Annotated in this window: 15 protein-coding genes; 6 read left to right on the forward strand and 9 right to left on the reverse strand. The window is 67.6% G+C overall.

Going from position 1 to position 20,250, the window contains the following annotated elements; all coding sequences use genetic code 11:
- The first annotated feature begins 197 nt into the window (after positions 1–197).
- The 3 genes from FPZ11_RS15590 to FPZ11_RS15600 all read left to right on the forward strand — a co-directional run bounded on the left by FPZ11_RS15590 (position 198) and on the right by FPZ11_RS15600 (position 2,935).
- Complete coding sequence (locus FPZ11_RS15590; RefSeq protein ID WP_437438603.1) at positions 198–1,055, forward strand: carbohydrate ABC transporter permease; 858 nt, start codon at positions 198–200, stop codon at positions 1,053–1,055.
- Between the two features lie 71 nt (positions 1,056–1,126).
- Complete coding sequence (locus FPZ11_RS15595) at positions 1,127–2,017, forward strand: carbohydrate ABC transporter permease (protein ID WP_146322007.1); 891 nt, start codon at positions 1,127–1,129, stop codon at positions 2,015–2,017.
- A gap of 51 nt (positions 2,018–2,068) precedes the next feature.
- On the forward strand, positions 2,069–2,935 hold the full coding sequence (locus tag FPZ11_RS15600; RefSeq protein WP_146322008.1) for a LacI family DNA-binding transcriptional regulator: 867 nt from the start codon (positions 2,069–2,071) through the stop codon (positions 2,933–2,935).
- Positions 2,936–3,116: 181 nt separating this feature from the next.
- Here the strand turns inward: FPZ11_RS15600 and FPZ11_RS15605 are convergent, their stop codons facing one another.
- On the reverse strand, positions 3,117–5,639 hold the full coding sequence (locus tag FPZ11_RS15605) for a discoidin domain-containing protein (RefSeq protein ID WP_146322009.1): 2,523 nt from the start codon (positions 5,637–5,639) through the stop codon (positions 3,117–3,119).
- A 504-nt stretch (positions 5,640–6,143) separates the two neighbouring features.
- On the opposite strand from FPZ11_RS15605, the gene FPZ11_RS15610 reads away from it, so the two are divergent.
- Both FPZ11_RS15610 and FPZ11_RS15615 read left to right on the forward strand, forming a co-directional pair.
- Positions 6,144–8,498 carry a right-handed parallel beta-helix repeat-containing protein gene (locus FPZ11_RS15610; RefSeq protein WP_246846297.1) on the forward strand — a complete coding sequence of 785 codons (2,355 nt, stop codon included), beginning with the start codon at positions 6,144–6,146 and terminating at the stop codon, positions 8,496–8,498.
- 92 nt (positions 8,499–8,590) lie between these two features.
- Complete coding sequence (locus FPZ11_RS15615) at positions 8,591–8,959, forward strand: VOC family protein (RefSeq protein WP_146322010.1); 369 nt, start codon at positions 8,591–8,593, stop codon at positions 8,957–8,959.
- A 102-nt stretch (positions 8,960–9,061) separates the two neighbouring features.
- On the opposite strand, the gene FPZ11_RS15620 is transcribed toward FPZ11_RS15615, so the two are convergent.
- From FPZ11_RS15620 to FPZ11_RS15640, 5 genes are all read right to left on the reverse strand, one after another.
- Complete coding sequence (locus tag FPZ11_RS15620) at positions 9,062–10,300, reverse strand: arginine deiminase (protein ID WP_246846298.1); 1,239 nt, start codon at positions 10,298–10,300, stop codon at positions 9,062–9,064.
- Positions 10,301–10,412: 112 nt separating this feature from the next.
- On the reverse strand, positions 10,413–11,945 hold the full coding sequence (locus tag FPZ11_RS15625) for a basic amino acid/polyamine antiporter (protein WP_246846299.1): 1,533 nt from the start codon (positions 11,943–11,945) through the stop codon (positions 10,413–10,415).
- Positions 11,946–12,085: 140 nt separating this feature from the next.
- Complete coding sequence (locus FPZ11_RS15630; protein ID WP_146322013.1) at positions 12,086–12,385, reverse strand: DUF1905 domain-containing protein; 300 nt, start codon at positions 12,383–12,385, stop codon at positions 12,086–12,088.
- Positions 12,386–12,510: 125 nt separating this feature from the next.
- Complete coding sequence (locus FPZ11_RS15635; protein WP_146322014.1) at positions 12,511–13,935, reverse strand: aspartate aminotransferase family protein; 1,425 nt, start codon at positions 13,933–13,935, stop codon at positions 12,511–12,513.
- Positions 13,936–13,965: 30 nt separating this feature from the next.
- On the reverse strand, positions 13,966–15,453 hold the full coding sequence (locus FPZ11_RS15640) for a CoA-acylating methylmalonate-semialdehyde dehydrogenase (RefSeq protein WP_146322015.1): 1,488 nt from the start codon (positions 15,451–15,453) through the stop codon (positions 13,966–13,968).
- Between the two features lie 116 nt (positions 15,454–15,569).
- Here FPZ11_RS15640 and FPZ11_RS15645 point away from each other — a divergent pair, with 116 nt between their 5' ends.
- Complete coding sequence (locus FPZ11_RS15645) at positions 15,570–17,297, forward strand: PucR family transcriptional regulator (RefSeq protein ID WP_246846300.1); 1,728 nt, start codon at positions 15,570–15,572, stop codon at positions 17,295–17,297.
- 6 nt (positions 17,298–17,303) lie between these two features.
- On the opposite strand, the gene FPZ11_RS15650 is transcribed toward FPZ11_RS15645, so the two are convergent.
- From FPZ11_RS15650 to FPZ11_RS15660, 3 genes are all read right to left on the reverse strand, one after another.
- Positions 17,304–18,392 carry a DMT family transporter gene (locus tag FPZ11_RS15650; RefSeq protein WP_246846301.1) on the reverse strand — a complete coding sequence of 363 codons (1,089 nt, stop codon included), beginning with the start codon at positions 18,390–18,392 and terminating at the stop codon, positions 17,304–17,306.
- 64 nt (positions 18,393–18,456) lie between these two features.
- Entirely contained in the window at positions 18,457–19,311 is an 855-nt protein-coding gene (locus FPZ11_RS15655; RefSeq protein WP_146322017.1) for an ABC transporter permease, read from the reverse strand.
- Positions 19,308–20,243, reverse strand: coding sequence for an ABC transporter permease (locus FPZ11_RS15660; RefSeq protein ID WP_146322018.1), 936 nt, complete (start codon positions 20,241–20,243; stop codon positions 19,308–19,310). Before FPZ11_RS15660 ends, FPZ11_RS15655 begins: the two co-directional genes overlap by 4 nt.
- Positions 20,244–20,250: the final 7 nt, after the last annotated feature.

Consider the following 20,250-nt stretch of genomic DNA (forward strand, 5'->3'; position numbering starts at 1 on the left):
TCACCACGGCAGGTGCGGGCGCCGCGCACCCCGATGCGCCCCGCGGCGCCCGCACCTGCCCCACGGACCCCAACGAGAGATCTTCGTCCATGGCACTGACCACTCATGCCCCGATCGGCAACGACACGGCGCGGCACCCGAACCGGAACTCCGCACGAAGGCGTCCGTCGATCCGTCGCTGGGCACACAACGGCGGCGTGACCACCATCGTCTTCTTGCTGCCACTCCTTGTGGTGTTCGGCGTCTTCTCCTGGTACCCGATCGTCCGCTCGGTGATCATGAGCTTCCAGACGACCAACCTGGTTAGTGCGCCGGTATTCGTCGGCTGGCAGAACTTCGTCGCCGTCTTCAACGATCCGCTGCTGGGCACCGCCGTGCTCAACACACTTTGGTTCGCCTTGCTCGCCCTGCTGTTCGGCTACCCCATACCCCTCGTCGTCGCCGTGCTGATGAGCGAAGTGCGCAAGGCGCGCGGCCTGTTCAGCGTGCTGGCCTACCTCCCGGTCGTCGTGCCGCCGGTGGTGGCCGTGCTGCTGTGGAAGTTCTTCTACAGCGGCAGCGCGAGCGGAGTATTCAACACCGTGCTCGGATGGGTCGGGATACCACCCCAGCCCTGGATCGAGAGCACGGCGAGCGCGATGCCGTCGCTCGTGCTGGAGGCCACCTGGTCGGCGGCCGGGGGAACCATCATCATCTACCTCGCCGCGCTGATCGGAGTGCCATCAGAGCTCTACGACGCCGCCGAGGTCGACGGCGCCGGCATCTGGCAGAAGATCTGGCACGTGACCATGCCGTCGCTGCGAGGCATCCTCTTCGTGACATTCATCCTCCAGATCATCGGCACGGCACAGGTGTTCCTGCAGCCCTACCTGTTCACCGACGGCGGCCCGAGCAACGCGACCCTGACGATCCTCCTCCTGATCTACAACTACGCCTTCGGCAACAGTGCCGGAGGAAGCTACGGGGAAGCAACCGCCCTCAGCATCATGCTCGCCGTCGCCCTGGCGATCCTCTCCTTCATCTACTTCCGCGGAACAAAGCGTTGGAGCGCATAGTGACCGGCACCATCCCCACCGCAATCCCGACTGAACCACGCAGCGTCCCAACGACCCGATCACGTCGCCGCATGCGAGACGAATCCACCGACCGCGGAATCGTCTCCTCAGGCGAATGGCGCCGTCCAGGCATCGGCGCAACCATGCGCATCCTGCACGGGCTCCTGCTCGTCGCCCTGCTGATCTGCGGCCTGGGGCCCATGCTCTGGCTGCTGAAGTCCGGGCTCACCCCCACCCAGGACACCCTCCGTCAGCCGCTCGCACTGTTTCCCCACGGCATCGACTGGTCCAACCTCGTCACCGCGTGGACAGACGTGCACGTCGGACAATACGTGGGCAACACCCTCGCGCTCGCGGCGGGCTGCTGGTTCGTGCAGATCGTCGTCGCCACCACCGGCGGATACGTGCTTTCGGTGCTCCGCCCGCGCTATGGGCGCGCCCTGATGGGGCTGATCCTCGCAACCCTGTTCGTACCCTCGATCGTGCTGCTCGTACCCCTGTATCTCACGATCCTGAACCCGCCCCTGCTGGGCACATCGATGATCAACACGTTCTGGGCGGTGTGGCTGCCGTCCGGGGCGAGCGCGTTCAATGTGGTCATCGTCACCCGATTCTTCGACTCGCTGCCGCGCGAGGTGTTCGAGGCCGCCCGCACAGACGGAGCAGGGCCGTTCCGGCTCTTCTGGTCAGTCGTGCTGCCCATGTCGAGGCCGATCATCGGCGTCGTCTCCGTCTTCGCCGTCATCGCCTCGTTCAACGACTTCCTCTGGCCGTTCCTCGTGCTCCCAGACCCTTCACTGCAACCGCTATCGGTTCGCCTGCCGAGCATCCAGCCCACCACCGACCTCGGCGTCTTCCTCGCGGCACTCACTATCGCGACGCTCATCCCAGTGGTCCTGTTCCTGCTCCTGCAACGCTTCTTCCTGCGCGGTGCCGGCATGCAAGGCGCCGTCAAAGGCTGAGACACCAGCTAACTGGTCGCAGAAGAAGCCCGAAGAACCACGAGGCAGCCGATGCCGAAAGGGACGAACGAAAGGACCCACGAGTCCGCGACCGATCAGGTCACACTGCTCGTGCCCGTCGACGAGTCGGCGACCATTCCCCTCGCTGCACATCACGGCGTCTTCCTCGGCGCCCTTGAGCGTGAGCTGCGGAGCCGAGGTCAGTATCTCGTGTTGCGCGGAGTCGCAGGGCCCGGCGAGCTCGCGGCGCAGCTGAAGAGGGTGCAGGGTGCTGCAGTGCTCCTGGGATTTAGGGATGACGAGCTCGAGGCACTGCCTCCCGGGGCGAAGCCGCTCATCGCCGTCGACAGCTATGCAGAGTCCTCCGCGCTGACCATTGTGCGCGCCGACGACTTCTCGGGCGGCGGCCACGCGGCGACGCTTCTGGCGACCTATGGACATCGCGACATGCTGCTGGTAGGGCCGTCGCCGGGTGGGTCGGGCGTTGCGTCCGCCAGGGAACGCGGATTCACTCAAGCCATCACCACGGTCCCAGGTGTCACCCTCGGTCGCTGCGTGACCACCGGCACGACCTATCTCGAGGGCGTCTCACTCGGACGGCGGCTGCCCGCCCTCCATCCCGGAGCAACTGCCGTGTTCGCGTTCGCCGACACTCTCGCTGCTGGCTTGATGGACGGCCTCGCTCAGGCGCGGATCCGAGTTCCCGACGACATCTCCGTACTCGGCTTCGACAACATCGAACCCTCCACCCACACCGCACCCAGGCTGAGCACCGTCGCACAAGACATCCAACGCAAGGCCACGCTCGCCGCGGACGTGATCGTCAGCATCCCCGATGAGCTCGCCGAGCACATCAGTCCGCTGACGGTGGACACCCACGTGATCGATCGCGGTTCCGTGCGCGCACTGCGACGCTGACACCGGTCATCGGTGCGGTACGCGTCTGGAACGCTCGACGGGCCTGACGACCTACCACAACGGACCCCGGGTCAGGTGGCGGCGATCGGCCGTCGGGCGAGCCTGCCCGTGGCTCTTCGCGAACGGCGGGGACGGAACCGGGGGTTCCCATCTTTCGATGCGAACCCCCGGGTGTAGGGCGTCAGTTCGCCCAGACTCCGAGCTCGGAGATTTGCGCCGCGTCCCATCCGGTGTTGCCGGTCACCTGCAGCTGGACGTAGCGGGCGTCCGTGCGGGCGAAGGTGATCGTGGCGACGTTCCCGCTGTCGGGATCCAGCACGAAGTCGCCGGAGGCCACGGTGGTGAAGTGGGTCCCATCCGCGCTGGTGAGGATCGAGCCGCTCTCCGTGCGTGCACCCCAGTTGGCGGGCAGCTGCAGTGTGACTCGGTCGATCGAGCGCGACTCCCCGAGGTCCACGGTGAGTGTCTGCGGGAAGGTGCCGTCCACGCTCTCCCAGTACGTATCGGCGTTGCCGTCGACGGCCTGGGAGGCGGGGAACCCTGGTGTGCTCGAGGATGCAGTGACCGTCTGACCCAGCGCCAGATCCCCGTTCGGGTCGAAGCCGACGCCGGTGAGGGTGACGGTGTACGGGCCGGCCGGCGAGGTGCTGTCGATGCTGATCTGTCCGGCGTAGTTTCCCGCGCTGGTGGGGGAGAAGGTGACGGTGACGGTGCATGTGCCGTGTGGGCGGATGCGCGTGCAGGAGCCCGTCGTCGCATATCCCTTTGGCGCGTGGATCCCGGTGATCACGACCGTGTCAGGACCCTCGTTGCCCAGCGTGAACTGCCGGGACGCGGTGGTGCCGAGATCGTGGTCGCCGAAGTCGATCTCGCTCGTGCTGGGCGTCAGCAGATCGTTCGGCGGGAAGCCGCAGTGAGTGCCGCGCAGCCCCGCGTTGCCGCCGCCGTCCACGATCCGGAAGCCGCTCCGGCAGTCGTACGTCCCTGCCGTTCGCACGCCGGTGGCGACCACATGGGACAGCGTCGCCGAGCCGGGCGCCTGCAGCTGGAGGGGGAAGGATCCCGGCCTGCTGATGAGTAGCCCGTCCACGGTCACGTTCGTGATGCTGTCGCCGTAGAACTGCAGGGCGGTGTACGGGGCATCCAGAATCGTGTTGCCGGTGATGTCGACGGTGCCGGTCATCGCCTCGTCCTGCGCGTACAGCCAGATGCTCGCGATGTCGGTGGGTGCGCCCGGCACGACGTCGCCAGTGCTGACGAGCACGTTGCCGTCGACCTTCGTGGTTCCGGCCAGGGGTACGGCGCCGAAGCGGTTCCCGACATGGATGCCGCCGCCCTGCGTGACCGTGTCGGCGGCGATGTCGTCGGAGATGGTGTTGTCGCTGCCGCCGTAGATGGCGTAGGCGTTGGCGAGCACCGGAACGGAGACGGTGTCGTGCGAGAACACGTTGCCGGTGTCTGCGCTGCCGGTGGACCACATGGCCATGCCGTCGTCGCCGGTGTTGCGCACGAACGTGTTCGTCACGATGGAATCGGTGACGCCGCCGGCGAGGTTGATGCCGTCGGCCATCGTGTCCTGGATGCGCAGCCCATCCAGTTTCAGATTCGAGGTCGGTCCGTCGATCCAGACCCCGACCTTGGTGTGCTGGATCCACACGTCGGTGACGGTGGAGTCGGAGAAGCCGCCGGAGATGCCGGTGTCCTGTGTGTTGGCGTCGTCGCGCACGCGGTCATCGCCGAACACGGCGAGGTGCGAGAGGTGCACGTCGCTGCTGGACGGGTTCTGGCCGCCGGTGAATCCGGCGTCGTTGCCGCTGATCGTCGTGTACCAGGGGCCGGCACCGACGACGGAGACGTGGTCGACGTCGAGCTGCCCGCTCACCGTGTAGGTGCCCGCGGGCAGGTAGACGGTGCCATCGGTGGCCGCCGCGGCGTCGATGGCGCGCTGGATCGCGGCGGTCGAATCATTGGCACCGGTCGGGTCCGCACCGTACGTCGCGTTCGTGGCATCGATGGCACCCGCGGGTGCGGCGAGCGGTGCGGGGACGGACTCGAAGTCGGCCGTGTCGATGACGTACCAGGATGCCGTGTCGCCCGCGTCCACCTGGAGCTTGACGACCGTGCCGGCCGGAAGCGTGCGGCCGAATGCGGCGCGGACGTCGTCGAAGTAGTGGTGGTCGCCGCCGTCGCTCGGGTCGTTCGTGAACGGATACACGCCGTAGACATCCGAGTATGCGGAAGTCAGCGACAGGGACGGTGCCGCGTGCCCGTCGACGTACACGCCCAGCTTCGCCTCCAGCCCGGCGCCGTCCGCGGAGTCCGGGATCGCGTACCGCACGTCCACCGCGTTAGCCGCCTTGGCCAGCGTGAACGCCACATACTGACCACGATGGGAGAGCCGGACGGCGCGACGTCCGGACGCCTCGGCGGCCAGATCGGTGAAGTCCGTGCTCGCTCCGATCACCGTGCCGTTCGTCCGAGCGTCTTCGGCCTGATATTCGCGGAAAGGAACGGGGGCGCCTGCGTTGTCCGGGAGGGAATGCCGCGCCGTCCCCGCGACGCTGGTGGGCGTCGCAGGGGTGTGTGGGCCGGATTCGTGGGCGGGGATGCTCGCCCACGCGGGAGTACTGAGTCCGGCGAGCGTGATCGCCGCCACGGCGAACACCGCGGCTCCGGTTCGCGAGAGTAGGGGTCCAGATCGCATCGCGATATCCCTTCGACATTGAAGAATAGCGTTAAAGTTATGGCGCGCAGACCGTAACGCACATTCGCGCTGGGCGCAACTGGAACGTCATGGGTGGCGACGATCTGCTTTGGGTATTGCCGACGCTTCAGACCGATGGTATTACTGGTTAAGTATATCGCTAAACGTGTCTGCCTCGATGACGATGCATCCTTGGTTCCACCGCGCCACCGGGGCCCTCCGCGCATTGCGCTGTGAGGAAGAACGGAGGAATCATGATCGATCAGTCCGTGCCGGCCATCGAGTACCGGCCCGCTCGCGGCCTCCGACGAAAGAGGCTCCGAAGGGCAGGTGTCATCCTGGCGGCCGCCGCCGTCGTATCGCTCTGCTTCCTCCATCCCGGACCAGCCCACGCCGCCGACTCGACCCGCTACGAGGCCGAGAACGCGACACTCTCTGGCGGCGCTCTCGTGCAATCGGATCACACCGGCTATTCCGGCACCGGGTTCGTGGGCGGATACACCGATGCGGACAAGGGTGCAGCGAGCACGGCGTTCTCCGTGTCGGCTGCGGCGGCCGGCTCCCTACACGCTCGCGCTGGGCTATTCGGACGGCACGGGTTCGACACGGACGCTGACCCTGACGGTGGACGGCACTGCGCAGCAGATCTCGTTGCCGGCCACGGCCGACTGGGACACCTGGGCGACACAGACCACCACGGTCACCCTGTCCGCCGGCAGCCACACGGTGTCCTACTCCTACGGCAGCGGCGACAACGGAAACGTCAACCTCGACTACCTCGACGTGACGGCGGTGGGCGGCTCCGGCTCGACGCCACCGCCGGCATCCACCGGTCCGCTGTTCGAGGCAGAGGATGCGGCGCTCTCCGGTGGCGCGGTCGTGCAGTCCGACCACACCGGGTACTCGGGAACCGGGTTCGTCGGCGGGTACACGGATGCGAACGCGGGCACCGCCACCACCACGTTCGCCGTCTCGATCGACACGGCCGGCGACCAGCAGTTGGCATTGCGGTATGCGAACGGCACCGGTTCGACGCGAACGCTGACCCTGAACGTGGACGGGTCGGCTCAGCAGATCTCGTTGCCGGCCACGGCCGACTGGAACACCTGGGCGACTCAGACGACCACCGTCTCGCTCTCGGCCGCCGACCACACGGTCGCGTACTCGTACGGCAGCGGCGACAACGGGAACGTCAACCTCGATTCGTTGACCGTGACCCCCGTGGACTCGACGCCGCCGACGTCACCGCCGAGCACGGATGCCGGTGCCAGCGTGCCGTATGACGAGTACGTCGCTTCGCAGCAGACGACCACCGGCACCGTGCTGACCGCGAGCACGAGCTATCCGAGCCTCGCCTCCGAGTCCACGGGCCGCAGCGCCGTGCAGCTGACCGGCACCGGGCAATACGTCTCCTTCGCGCTGCAGCACGCGGCGAACTCGATCGTCGTGCGCTACTCCATCCCGGACAACACCGACGGGTCGACCGCGAGGGCTCCGCTGGCGGTGTACGCCGGCGGCACGAAGGTGACGGACCTGTCCCTCACGACGAAGTACTCCTGGCTGTACGGGGATGGCTACAACGACACCCACTCGCCGAGCACCGGGGCCGCGCACCACTTCTACGACGAGACCAGGGCCCTGATCGGCGAACAGCCCGCGGGCACCGTCATCAAGCTGCAGAAGGATGCCGCCGACACCGCGGCGTCGTACACAATCGATCTCGTCGACACCGAGGAGGTCGCTCCGGCGGGCAGCATGCCGTTCGGCTACACGTCGATCACCGACTACGGCGTCACGCCGAGCAACGGTGCGGACGACACGTCGGCGATCAACAACGCTCTCGCCGCGCTGTCCGGCACGGGGACCGGCCTGTGGTTCCCCGCCGGCACCTACGACATCTCCGGTCGGATCGGATTCTCCGGCGTCGCCATCAAGGGAGCGGGCGAGTGGTACACCACGATCCAGTCCACCTCCGAGAACGGCTCAGGAGGTCTCTACGCCAACGGGGGCGTGAACAGCATCGCCGACCTGTCCGTCTTCGGCGACCAGACCAGCAGGAACGACAACTCGGGCGCCGCAGGCATCGAGGGGAGCTTCAGCGCCGGGTCGACCATCAGCGACGTGTGGATCGAACACACCAAGGTCGGGATCTGGACGGACGGTCCCACCAGCGGACTGACCATCACCGGCGCGAGGGTGCGTGACGTCTTCGCCGACGGCATCCACTTCAACGGCGGCACCAGCAACACGACCGCCGAGCAGTCGGATGTCCGCAACACCGGAGACGACGGCCTCGCCCTGGACACCGAAGGCGGCGACGTCACCGGCTGCACGCTGCAGGACGACACCGTCTCGAACGTCATCCAGGCCAACGGGATCGGCGTCTACGGCGGCGGCGACAACACCGTCAGCGGCAACCTCGTCACCGACACCGTCGCCTACGGCGCCGGCATCACGGTCAGCAGCCGATTCGGGCAGGCGTTCGACGGCACCACGACGGTGACCGGCAACACGCTCGAGCGCACCGGCTCGTACAACGCGGAATTCGGCACCGACCTCGGCGGCATCTGGATCTATGCCGACCAGTCCGACCTCACCCAGCCGATCCAGCTCACCGACAACACGATCTACGACAGCACCTACCAGGGCATCTTCCTGATGGGCGGCAAGCAGATCACGAACCTCACCCTCGCGGGTGACGCGATCAGCGGCGCCGGCACCTACGGCATCGACATCGCGGGCGTCGGCGGGCAGCTCTCCGTCAGCGACACCACAATCAGCGCCGCCGCCGACGGCGTATTGCATAACAACGGAAGTGGCTTCATCATCAATCAGGGCACGGGCAACAGTGGCATCTGACCTAAGGGCGGCATTTGCGGTAACGATCTGCCTTTTTCGGCGACAGGAGGTGACCACACCGGCTGTCGGCGGTCGCGACTACCGTGGCGCGCATGATCGGAACATGGGACGTTGTCGTCATCGATTGTCCGGAACCGCTGTCGCTCGCGCGCTTCTACGAGGAGCTGCTGCCGATGCGCGTCGTCGAGCAGGAGGATGACTGGGTCATGCTCGCATCCGGGCCCGATGCGCGCCCGCTGCTCGCCTTCCAGAAGGTCGACGGCGACTACACGCCGCCGCAGTGGCCGGGTCAGGACGTGCCGCAGCAGATGCACATCGACGTGCTGGTCGACGACCTGGATGCCGCGGAGCAGGCCGTCCTCGCACTCGGCGCCACGAAGACGGGCTCCGACAAGGACACGTTCCGGGTGTATCTCGACCCGGCGGGGCATCCGTTCTGCCTGATCAATCCGAGCGACTGACCTGACGGGTCGTGCGCCAGCTCCTGCGGCGCGTCGCGCCCGATCGCCGGAGCGAACGCGTGGCGCTGGAGGCGTCGGCACGGAGTCCTGCGAACCGCGCTCCTAGAACTCCACGGCGTCGCGCGAGATGGGGCACGTCATGCAGTGCCCGCCGCCGCGGCCGCGGCCGAGTTCGGCGCCCACGATCGTGATGACCTCGACGCCCGCTTTGCGCAGCAGCGTGTTGACGTGCGTGTTGCGGTCGTACGTGAAGACCACACCGGGCTCGACGGCGACGGCATTGTTGCCGCTGTCCCATTGCTGGCGCTCGCCGGCGTACCAGCCGCCGCCCGGCTCGACCGTGCGCAGCTTGGCCAGGCCGAGCGAGTCGGCCACCACGTCGACGAACGAGTCCTTCTCCTCGGTGACCTCGACGCCGCCGTCGTCCGCAGGGCGCAGCGAGAACGCCTGGATGCCGTCGACGATGTCGGGGTAATACGTCACCAGGTCGCGGTCGGCGAACGTGAAGACCGTGTCGAGGTGCATCGCGGCCCGGAGCTTGGGCATCCCTGCTGCCACGACTCGAGTGGCCGCTCCCGCCTCGAAGAGGTTCGTCGCCACCTGCGTGATGGCCTGGCGCGACGTGCGCTCGCTCATGCCGATGAGCACCGCTCCGTTGCCGATCGGCATCACGTCGCCGCCCTCGAGGGTGGCCCTGCCCCAGTCCTGCTCGGGGTCGCCCCACCACACCGTGTTGCCCGTGTAGTCGGGGTGGAATTCGTAGATCGCCTTCATGAGCAGCGTCTCGTCGTGGCGGGCCGGCCAGTAGAGGGGGTTCAAGGTGAGGCCGCCGTAGATCCAGCACGTCGTGTCGCGCGTGTAGAGCGTGTTCGGCAGCGGCGGCATCAGGTATTCGCCGCCGGTCGTGGACTCGCGAGCGAGCGCGAGATACGGCGGCCGGAACTCACTGGGCAGCTCACGCGTCGAGAGACCGCCGATGAGGTACTCGGCGAGGGTCGCGTTGTCGAGCGACTCGAGGAACGCGCGGGTGTCGGCCATCAAGCCGATGCCCACCTCGTTCGCCGTGATCTTGCGGTCGAGCAGCCACTGCTTCGCCCCCGGAACGCCGAGCGTCTCAGCGAGCAGATCGTGCAGCTCGACGACCTCGACCCCGCGCGATTCCATCTTGAGCACGAAGTCCTGATGATCGCGGCGGGCGTTGTGCACCCAGAGCACGTCGTCGAACAGCAGCTCGTCGTTGTTGCTGGGAGTGAGCCGTTCGTGCGCCAGCCCGGGCCTGCAGACCAGCACCTTGTTGAGCTTGCCCACCTCGGAGTGCACGCCGTATGTCGGATTCCCCATTGTCGTTCCCATCGTTCGTTCGGCGTTGTGCCTGTCTCGGTGTCGGGTTCTGTGTAGGCGGTCGTGCTCGTGGCGGCGGGCGTTCCGGGATGCCGCCGAGCGAGCGCCCGCGTCAGTGGTTGAAGTACTCCTCGGGCGCTGGCGGCACCAGCTCGACGACTCCGGTCGCCAGCAGCACGATGCCCACGATGGCGAACACGACGAGCACGATGAAGACCACCCAGCCGGGTTTGGTGAAGATCTTCACGGAGGTGCCGGGCGAGGCATCCCGTCTCTGCTCGCGCCTGGCGAAGTAGTACAGCAGCGTCGCCGGCGCCAAGAGGATGCCCGCGAGGAACATGAACACGTACCCCGCCGCCCACACGAGGAAGAGCGTGTACACCGTGGAGATGGCCGCGATCACCATGTCGCGCGTGCGATGGTCGGGTTTGGTGATGTCGTATCCGTCGCGCTTGATGGCGATCTTCAGCGCGTAGGCGCTGGCGAGTGCGTAGGGCGCGAGCGAGAGCGCCGCCGTGAGATCGAGCGTGAAGTCGAGCGCGTTGTGCAGGAACTGCACGGCGAACAGGATGGCCGTGACGAAGATCGACGTCCACAGCACCGCGTTCGCCGGGGCGCCGTGTTTGTTCAGCCTGCCGAAGTACTTCGGCATGTCCTTGTCGGTGGCGGCCGCGAACACCACGTCGGCGGCAAGCAGCTGCCAGGCCAGGTAGGCGCCGAGCACCGAGACGATGAGTCCGACGCGGATGAATGCACCGCCCCATGGCCCGACCGCGGCCTCGAGCACGCTTCCGACGGACGGCTGCGGCAGGTCGGCGATCTCGGCCTTCGGCAGAATTCCGTACGACAGGATCGACACGCAGGCGAACAGGGCGAGCACCGACAGAAAGCCGATGACCGTCGCTTTGCCGACATCCGACCGTTTCTTCGCGTGCCTCGAGTAGACGCTCGCGCCCTCGATGCCGAGGAAGACGAAGACAGTGACGAGCATGGTGCCCTGCACCTGCAGGAAGAGCGAGTCGCCGCCTGGCACGTCGTATCCACCGCTCAGATTCGCCATGAACACGTCGGGCTTGAAGAAGAAGATGACGAGCACGAGGAACAGGGCGAGCGGCACGAGCTTGGCGACGGTGACGATGGCGTTGATCGCCGCCGCCTCCTTCACGCCCTGGCGGATGAGAAAGTAGAAGCCCCAGACGGCGGCCGCGGAGATGATGAACGCGAGCCAGGTGTCGCCCTCGCCGAGCGCGGGCTTGAGGCCCGGGAAGAGCTGGCTGATCGTGGTCATGATCAGCACCCAGTAGAAGGCGTTGCCCGCGCACGCCGATCCCCAGTACCCCACCGCGGAGAGGAAGCCGGGGTAGATGCCGAAGCCCTCGCGCGCGTAGACGTACACGCCGTTGTCGAGCTTGGGCTTGCGGTTGGCGAGGGTCTGGAAGACGAGCGCGAGAGTGAGCATCCCGAGGCCCGCGACGGCCCACGCGATGAGTGCCCCGTAGACGCCGGTCTGGCTGGCGAACCGCGCGGGCAGTTGGAAGACGCCGGCGCCCACCATCGACCCGACGACCATGGCCGTGAGCGCGGGGAGGCTGAGCTTGCCCGCCTTGGACTGTTCTGTCGTGATGTCCGTGTTCGCGCTCGTCACGTTGTCTCCTCGCTCTGGGGCAGCCCGCCCTACCATGATTCGCGGCTCCTGAACAGCTCGACAGGTCCAGAACGGGTGAGTTGGGCGGTCGGCCGATTCGAGGTGCGAGGATGGGCCGGTCGTGGCGGGGTGCTCGAGCCCTACAGCATCGTCTCGACGGCCATGCGCACGGTGTCGCCGAGGTCGACGCCCTCGCGCAGACGAATCGACTTCTTGATGGCGAGCACGAACGTGCCGTCGCCCTCGGGGAAGATCGACGTCGACCAGCGTGATGATCCGAGCGTGGCGACGACCTTCACCGAGTTGAATCCGGCGGGCGGGTGCGGCGCATCGTGGATCTCCGCCGAGACGTCATGCGGCAGGCGGGCGAACACCCAGAGCTCGCGCCGCGCCGCCCAGGGGAACAGCGTGGACTCGAACTCGTACCTGATGCCCGCCATGCGCTCACGCTAGCGGTGACGCCTGACGCGGAGCTGCTGGTTGAGGAGCGCGCCGAAGGCGCGCGTCTCGAAACCTGCCGGCTGAAGGCGTCCGGGATTCGAGACGCGCCGCTTCGCGGTGCTCCTCAGCTTGCGGAGGCGTACCGATCCGCGACCGTGAGGGCGGCGTCGTAGGCGTCGAGGCCGCGGCGCAGCTCGTCCTCGGTGATCACGAGCGGCGGTGCCACGTGCATGCGGTTGAAGTGCGTGAAGGGCCACACGCCGGCCGCCTTGCAGGCCGCGGCGACCTCGTTCATGGGTGCGGCATCCGCCCCGCTCGCGTTGAACGGCACGAGCGGCTCGTGCGTCTCACGGTCGCGCACCAGCTCGAGCGCCCAGAACAGACCCTGGCCGCGCACGTCGCCGACCGACGGGTGCGTCGCGAGCCAGCCGTTCAGAGTCGGCTCGACCACCCGCGCCCCGAGGTCGCGCACGTGCTCGAGGATGCCGTCGCGCTCGAACACCTCGAACGTCGCCACACCCGCGGCGCACGCCAGCGGGTGCCCGGAGTAGGTGAGCCCGCCCTGGAACGAGACGTCGTCGAAGAAGTGCGCGATGGCATCCGAGATGATCACGCCGCCAAGCGGCACGTAGCCGGAGTTGACGCCCTTCGCGAAGGTGATGAGGTCGGGCACGACGCCGTAGGCATCCACCGCGAACCACTCGCCGATGCGGCCGAAGCCCACCATCACCTCGTCGGCGATGTACACGATGCCGTACTTGTCGCACAGCTCACGCACGCCGTGCAGATATCCGGGCGGCGGCACGAGCACGCCGTTGGTGCCGACGACCGTCTCGATGAGGATGCCCGCGATGGTCGCCGGCCCCTCGAGCGCGATCACGTGCTCGAGGTGCTCGAGCGCACGCTGGGCCTCCTGCTCGGGCGAGTCGGAGTGGAACTCGCTGCGGTACGGGTACGGGCCGAAGAAATGCACGACCCCGCCGTCGGCGTACGGCTGGTTGGCCCAGCGCCGCGGGTCGCCGGTGAGCGCGATGGCCGTGTTGGTGTTGCCGTGGTAGGAGCGGTACATCGACAGCACCTTGTGCTTGCCGGTGTAGCGGCGGGCCATGCGCACGGCGTTCTCGTTGGCATCCGCGCCGCCGTTGGTGAAGAAGACGCTGTTCAGGTCACCGGGAGCGACCTCGGCGATGCGTCGGGCGAGCTCGCCGCGCACATCGTTGGCCATCGACGGCTGGATGGTCGCGAGACGACCGGCCTGCTCCTGAATGGCGCGCACCAGATCGGGATGCTGGTGGCCGAGGTTGAGGTTCACCAGCTGCGAGCTGAAGTCGAGGTACGCGTTGCCGTCGTAGTCCCAGAACGTCGAGCCCTCGCCCGCCGCGATCGGCAGCGGGTTGATCTGCGCCTGCGCGCTCCACGAATGGAAGACGTGGCCGCGGTCGTCGGCGCGCACCTGCTGTTCGGCGGCCACGTCGCCGAACGCGTGGAACGCGCCGGTGCGGTCGGTGTACCCGGTGCAGGTGCCTGTGGTGTTCTCGGTGATGGTCATCTCGGTGTCCTTCGCCTGGCGCTCGGCGGCCTACTCGTGGTTTCCGGGGAACGCGAGCTCCACCTTCGAGGTGGCGGGCTCCGGCCAGCGGCTCGTGACCACCTTGGAGCGCGTGTAGAAGTGGAAGGACTCGGGGCCGTAGATGTGCGAATCGCCGAACAGCGACTTCTTCCAGCCGCCGAAGGAGAACGATCCGACCGGCACGGGGATCGGCACGTTCACGCCGACCATGCCGACCTCGATGTCGAACTCGAACTCGCGCGCGGCTCCGCCATCACGTGTGAAGATCGCCACGCCGTTGCCGTACTCGTTGGCGTTGATCACGTCGATCGCCTCGCGCAGGGTGTCGACGCGCACGACCGACAGCACCGGTCCGAAGATCTCGTCGCGGTACGTCGACGACTCGAGCGGAACGTTGTCGAGCAGAGTGGCGCCGATGAAGAACCCGTCGCCATCGAACTGCTTCTGCGAGCCGTCGACGACGACCGTCGAGCCCTCGGCCGCGGCGCCCGTCACGTAGGAGAGCACCTTCTCGCGGTGCTGTGCGGTGACGAGCGGGCCCATGCCGCTGGCGGCATCCGTTCCGTCGCCGATCACGAGGTCGTCGATGCGCTTCTGGATGGCCGGGATCAGCTTGTCTCCCGCGTCGCCCACGGCGACCAGCACGCTGACGGCCATGCAGCGCTCGCCGGCGGAGCCGTAGGCAGCCGAGACGGCGGCATCCGCCGCCGCGTCGATGTCCGCGTCGGGCAGCACGACCATGTGGTTCTTCGCACCGCCGAGTGCCTGCACGCGCTTGCCGTTCGCGGCTGCGCGCTCGTAGATCGACTTCGCGATCGGGGTGGAGCCGACGAAGCTGATGGCGGCGACGTCGGGGGAGTCGAGCAGGGCATCCACCGCCGGCTTGTCGCCGTGCAGCACGTTGAGCACGCCGTCGGGCAGCCCCGCCTCGCTGAACAGCCTGGCGAGGAATACGGATGCCGACGGGTCCTTCTCGCTCGGCTTGAGCACCACGGTGTTGCCGCATGCGATGGCGCTGGCGATCATCCACAGGGGCACCATCACGGGAAAGTTGAACGGCGTGATGCAGCCGACGACGCCCACCGGCTGCTTGACGCTGTGCACGTCGACGCCGGTGGAGATCTGCTCGCTGTAGTCCCCCTTGAGGTGCTGGATGAGGCCGGAGGCGAACTCCACGTTCTCAAGACCGCGCGCGACCTCGCCCGCGGCGTCGGAAAGCACCTTGCCGTGCTCGCTCGTGATGATCGCGGCCAGCTCGTCCTTGTTCTCGGCCAGCAGGTGGCGCAGACGGAACAGCACGTCGGCGCGTTTCGTGAGGCTCGTGGCCCGCCATCCGGGGAGCGCGGCCTTGGCGGCGGCGATCGCCGCGGCGGCATCCGCATCACTCGCCATGATCACCTGATGCTGAACCTGGCCGGTCGCGGGGTTGTAGACATCGGCGGTGCGCTCGGGCTCGCCGAAAGCGGCGCCGTTGACGACGTGGCGGATCAAGGCCATGGCTGGTCCTCTCGGGGGTCTTCTCGTGGGGCTCGACCTGGACCATCCGGACGATTCGACGGATGGCAGGTTATTCTGACGTGTCCCATGTTCACAGAGAAGTGGAAACCAGAGACGTGCCAGAACGTCACAGCTTCGTCGAGGGTCGCACAGAACGTCCGGATGGCGACAGCGCCGGCTCGACGACCCACCCGGCGCATCCCGACCTCGACCGCGCCGCCAAACGGCAGGCGGTCTCCCGCCAGGCCGTGCTGCCGACCATCCGCGAGGTGCTGCGGCTCGAAGAGCTCGTCAGCGCCGCGCCCGAGGTGATCACAGGGGCCGAGGCGCTGGACCGCTCGGTGCGCTGGGTGCACGTCAGCGAGACGGCGGCCGTGACGCACCTCGTGAGCGGAGGCGAGCTCATCCTCTCCACCGGTGTCGGCTGGCCGACGGATGCCCCCGCCCTGCGCGACTTCGCAGCCCACCTCGTCGACGCCTCGATCGCCGGTGTCGTGCTGGAACTCGGCCACCGCTTCGCCGAACCGCCGAAGGCGTTCGCGGATGCCGCTGAGCGGCTCGGGCTGCCGTTCATCGTGCTGCATCGCGAGGCCCGGTTCGTGGCGATCACCGAGGCTGTGCACTCGCGCATCATCGCCGATCAGATGGCGGCGTTGCGGGCAAGGGACGAGATCCACGCGCTGTTCACGCAGCTGAGCCTGCGGGGGAGCCCTGCCGACTACATCGTCTCCCAAGTCGCCCGAGTGCTCGGCACGCCGACGGTGCTCGAAGACCTCACCCACCGCGTGATCGCCGTGGAGGCGATGGGAGACGACTCGCGCGTGCTGCACGATTGGGAGCAGCGCTCCAGGGAAGCGCACGACAGGGCGGCAGACAGCGCTGCACGGGATGCCGTCGCCCGCCCCGGCGACTGGACCATCGTTCCCGTCGAGGCACGCGGCATGCGCTGGGGCCACCTCATCGCGCTGCCCGGCCGTCCCCACCTCGCCGGCCGCACGAACGTGCTCGAGCAGGCAGCGATCGCGCTCGCCCTCGGCAGACTCGCCGATCGCGGGGCCGACGAGTGGACGCGCACCAGCCACGAGCGCATGATCACCGCGCTGCTCGGCCGACGGTTCACCGGCGACGCCTCGTTCGCCGATCGACTGGAGGCGAGCGGGGTGCCGGTGACGGGCCGCACGTTGGTCGGACTCGCGGTGCGGGCGCGCGGCAGCGCGAAGGGGGCGGCGGCCGCGGCATCCGCGGCGAGCGAACTCGGCGTTCCGGCGATCACCGCGGCGCACCCGTCGCTGGATGCAGGCACGAGCGTGGTCGTGGCATCCCTGCCGCGCGGTGCTCGGCTCTCGGACGCGGTGCTGCTCGCCTTCGCGAGCGCCCTGGCGGGGGCTGCGGACGCGGGAAGCGCGGAGGTGACCGTGGCCGTGGGGGCGGATGCCGACGGCATCCCCGGCCTCATGGCCTCGGTCGAGCAGGCGACCGAGCTGCTCGTTCCGCGCGACGAGCACAAGCGGCGAGGACCGATGATCGTGCGCGTCGAGGACCGGCCGCTGCTGCGACTGCTCAACTCGTTCGGCGGCGATCCGCGGCTGCAGGCGCACAGCGAGAGGATGCTCGCCCCGCTCATCGAGCACGACCTGCGCCGCGGGGGCGACCTGCTCGAGGTGCTCACCGCCTACCTCGCCTACCCGGGCAATCGCACGAGGGCCGCGACGGCCAGCCACCTCTCGCGGTCGGTGTTCTACCAGCGCATCGCGCTCATCGAAGACCTGCTCGGCGTCTCGCTCGACGACGGCGAGGTGGTCAGCGCGCTGCACGCGGCGGTGCTGGCTCGGCGAGCGCGCTGACGACGGTCAGTCGATCGGTGCGACGGGCTTCGCCGTGTCGGTGCGCGCCGCGTCCTTGGCGCGCTTCGGGATGACGCTGATCGCCAGCCCCACGATGGTGAGCAGCGTGCCCGCGATGGTGACGAGCTGCAGCGTCGTGCCGGGGGCAGGGAAGAGCGCCTCGATGACGAGCGCCGCGACCAGCTGTCCGGTCACGGCGGCGAGCCCCTGCAGCAGCACGCCGACCAACGGCACGATCACGGCCGCGACCATGATGAAGATCATGCCCAGCACCCCGCCCAGGTAGAGCGCTGGGTTCGTCGGCAAGGATGCCGGCGGCCCCGCCAGCGCGATGTGCACGATGGCGACAACGCCGAGCAGCAGCGTTCCGGCGATGAAGTTCACCAGTGTGGCCGTCACGGGGGAGCCGACGGTGGTGCGCACCTGACCGTTGACGGCCTGCTGCCAGCCGGTGAGGCACCCTGCGATCAGGGGCATGAGCAGCACGAGGAATGGTGCGTGCGCGTTGATCTGCGGCGAGACGGAGAGCGCGACAGACCCGATCACCACGATCGTGCCGATCACGCGGGTGGCCGTGACGGGCTTCGGCGGGACCTTGCCCATGCCGCGCGCATCGATCACCAAGCTGCCGATGGTCTGGCCGGCGACGATCGCGACCGTGAAGAGCGCGACGCCGATCAGCGTGACGGCGAGGCCCTGCGAGAGCACGAGGGTCGCGCCCGCGAAGCCGCCGAGCAGCATCCACCACGGCAGCTCGCCGCTGCGCACGGCGGCCGGGATCATGCGGATGCCCCGCCGCGCCTTCGCCGACACCGCCGAGACCACGGCGATGACGACCAGCCCCACGAAGAACGAGATGAGCGCTGCGGTGTAGCCGTCGCCGAGTTCGAGCGCCAGCTGGCCGTTGATCCTGGCCTGAATCGTGATCAGTCCGCCGCCGAGGGCGGCCGCGACGACGGCCACGACAGAGACGAGCAGACGCGGGGACCTCGCGGGCGACGGGTGCGCGAAGGCGGTCTCGACATCCCGTGCGTCACCCTCGAACTCGTGCTCGACCCTCTGCAGTCGTGTCCCTTCGGCGCCGCTCTCATCCACGCGCACAGTCAACCGCATCGGCGCGTCGGGCATTCCCGCGCGCCGATGCGGTGACCTCTGTTCGTCAGCCGTTCGCGCGGCCGCGTCGCGTGAGCCAGCTGTTCAGGAGCATGACGACGAGACCGACCACGAAGATGATCGTGCCGAAGCACAGCACCTGCGGCGGAAGCCCCACCTTCGCCGCACCGTAGACGAACAGCGGGAATGTCACTGCGGGACCGGCCACGAAGCTGGTGATGACGTAGTCGTCGATCGACATCGCCAACGAGAGAGCGCCGGCGGCGATCATGCCGGGCACCAGCAGCGGCAGCGTGACGGACCGGAACGCCACCCACGGGTTCGCTCCGAGGTCGCCTGCTGCCTGCTCGAGCTGTGTTCCGGTGCCGGACAGACGGGCTCGGATGACCACGACAACGTACGCCAGGTTGAAGGTGACGTGCACGAGGAGGACCGTCCAGAAGCCGAGCGGGATGTTCATGGAGAGGAAGAACGACAGTGACGCCGCGCCGACCACGATCGAGGGTGCTGCGATGTCGGCGAACACCGTGGCCGACACCGCACCTTTTCCGAAGAATCGGTACCGTTCCAGCGCCATGGACAGGGGGACTCCGAGCGCGAGGGCGATCAGTGCCGAGAGTATGGCGATCACGATCGACAGCAGGAACGCCTGCGGCAGACCTTGCACCTGGGTGAGGTTCGCGTACCAGTAGAACGTGAAGCCGTGCCAGTTGAAGGTGATGCGGTTCGTCGGGGTGTTGTTGAAGCTGTAGAGCACCATGGTGGCGATCGGCAGCAGCGTGATGGCGAGGAACACCCAGTAGAAGATCGGCAGGAAGGGCCGCTTGCGCTGCTTGGGCTCCTTGTTCGCCGCGACGTGGGCTCGCGACGTTGCGGGGGTCTGAGTCGTGACGGCGCTCATACGAGGTCCTCGATGTTGTCGGTTCCGGCGATTCGGGCGTAGAGGAACAAGATCACGCCGAGCACGATCATCAGCACTGTCGACAGTGCCGCCGCGACGTTGTACTGCTGATTCGTGAGGTACGCATCTTGGATCGCCTGACCGATCGTGTACGTGTTGGTGCCGCCCAGCAGCGACGGGGTCACCGGGTCACCGGCGCTGTCGATGAACACCAGCAGGATGCCGGCGAAGATACCTGACCGCGTCAGCGGCAGCACCGTGTGGAAGAACGTTGCGCTCTTGCGTCCGTAAAGATCCGCGGATGCCTCGATCAAACGAGGATCGATGCGCTCCAACGCCACGTAGATGGGCAGCACCATGAAGGCGAGGTCGTTGTAGGCCAGGCCGCCGATGACGGCAGCATCCGTTCCCAGAATGTGGAAGCTGGAACTCGCCAGGTGCAGCGTGCGCAGCACGGTCAGCACGGGACCCTGATCCGACAGCAGGAACGCCCACATGTCGGTGCGGATCACGAACGACACCAGGAAGCTCAGCATCACCAGGAGGAGGAGCGCGTTCTTCCACTGCGGTTTAACTCGGAACGCGATGAAGTACGCCATCGGGAATCCGACCAGGATCGTGACGATCGTCGCCAGGGCGCCGTAGAAGATGGCACGACCAAGGAAGAGCCAGTAGTTCGTGGTGGCATCGGGCCCGAAGAGCTGGGCATAGACCGACCAGTTCCACGTGAGGGTGTAGCCGTTCTCCGGGTTGCCGGTCATGAGCGACACGGCGAGCCCGGAGATGAGCGGGATCACGAAGAGCACGAGCAACCAGGCGCCGCCGGCGAGGCCGAGCAGGTAGGGCGCCGGGTTGCGTCTGATGCGGTTCTTGATACCGCGTGCGGGGGCGGGCGTTCCGCCGACTTCGGTGGCGGGTGCGAGAGTCGTCATGCCTGTG

This window comes from Humibacter ginsenosidimutans, from assembly GCF_007859675.1.
In the GTDB taxonomy this organism is placed as follows: domain Bacteria; phylum Actinomycetota; class Actinomycetes; order Actinomycetales; family Microbacteriaceae; genus Humibacter; species Humibacter ginsenosidimutans.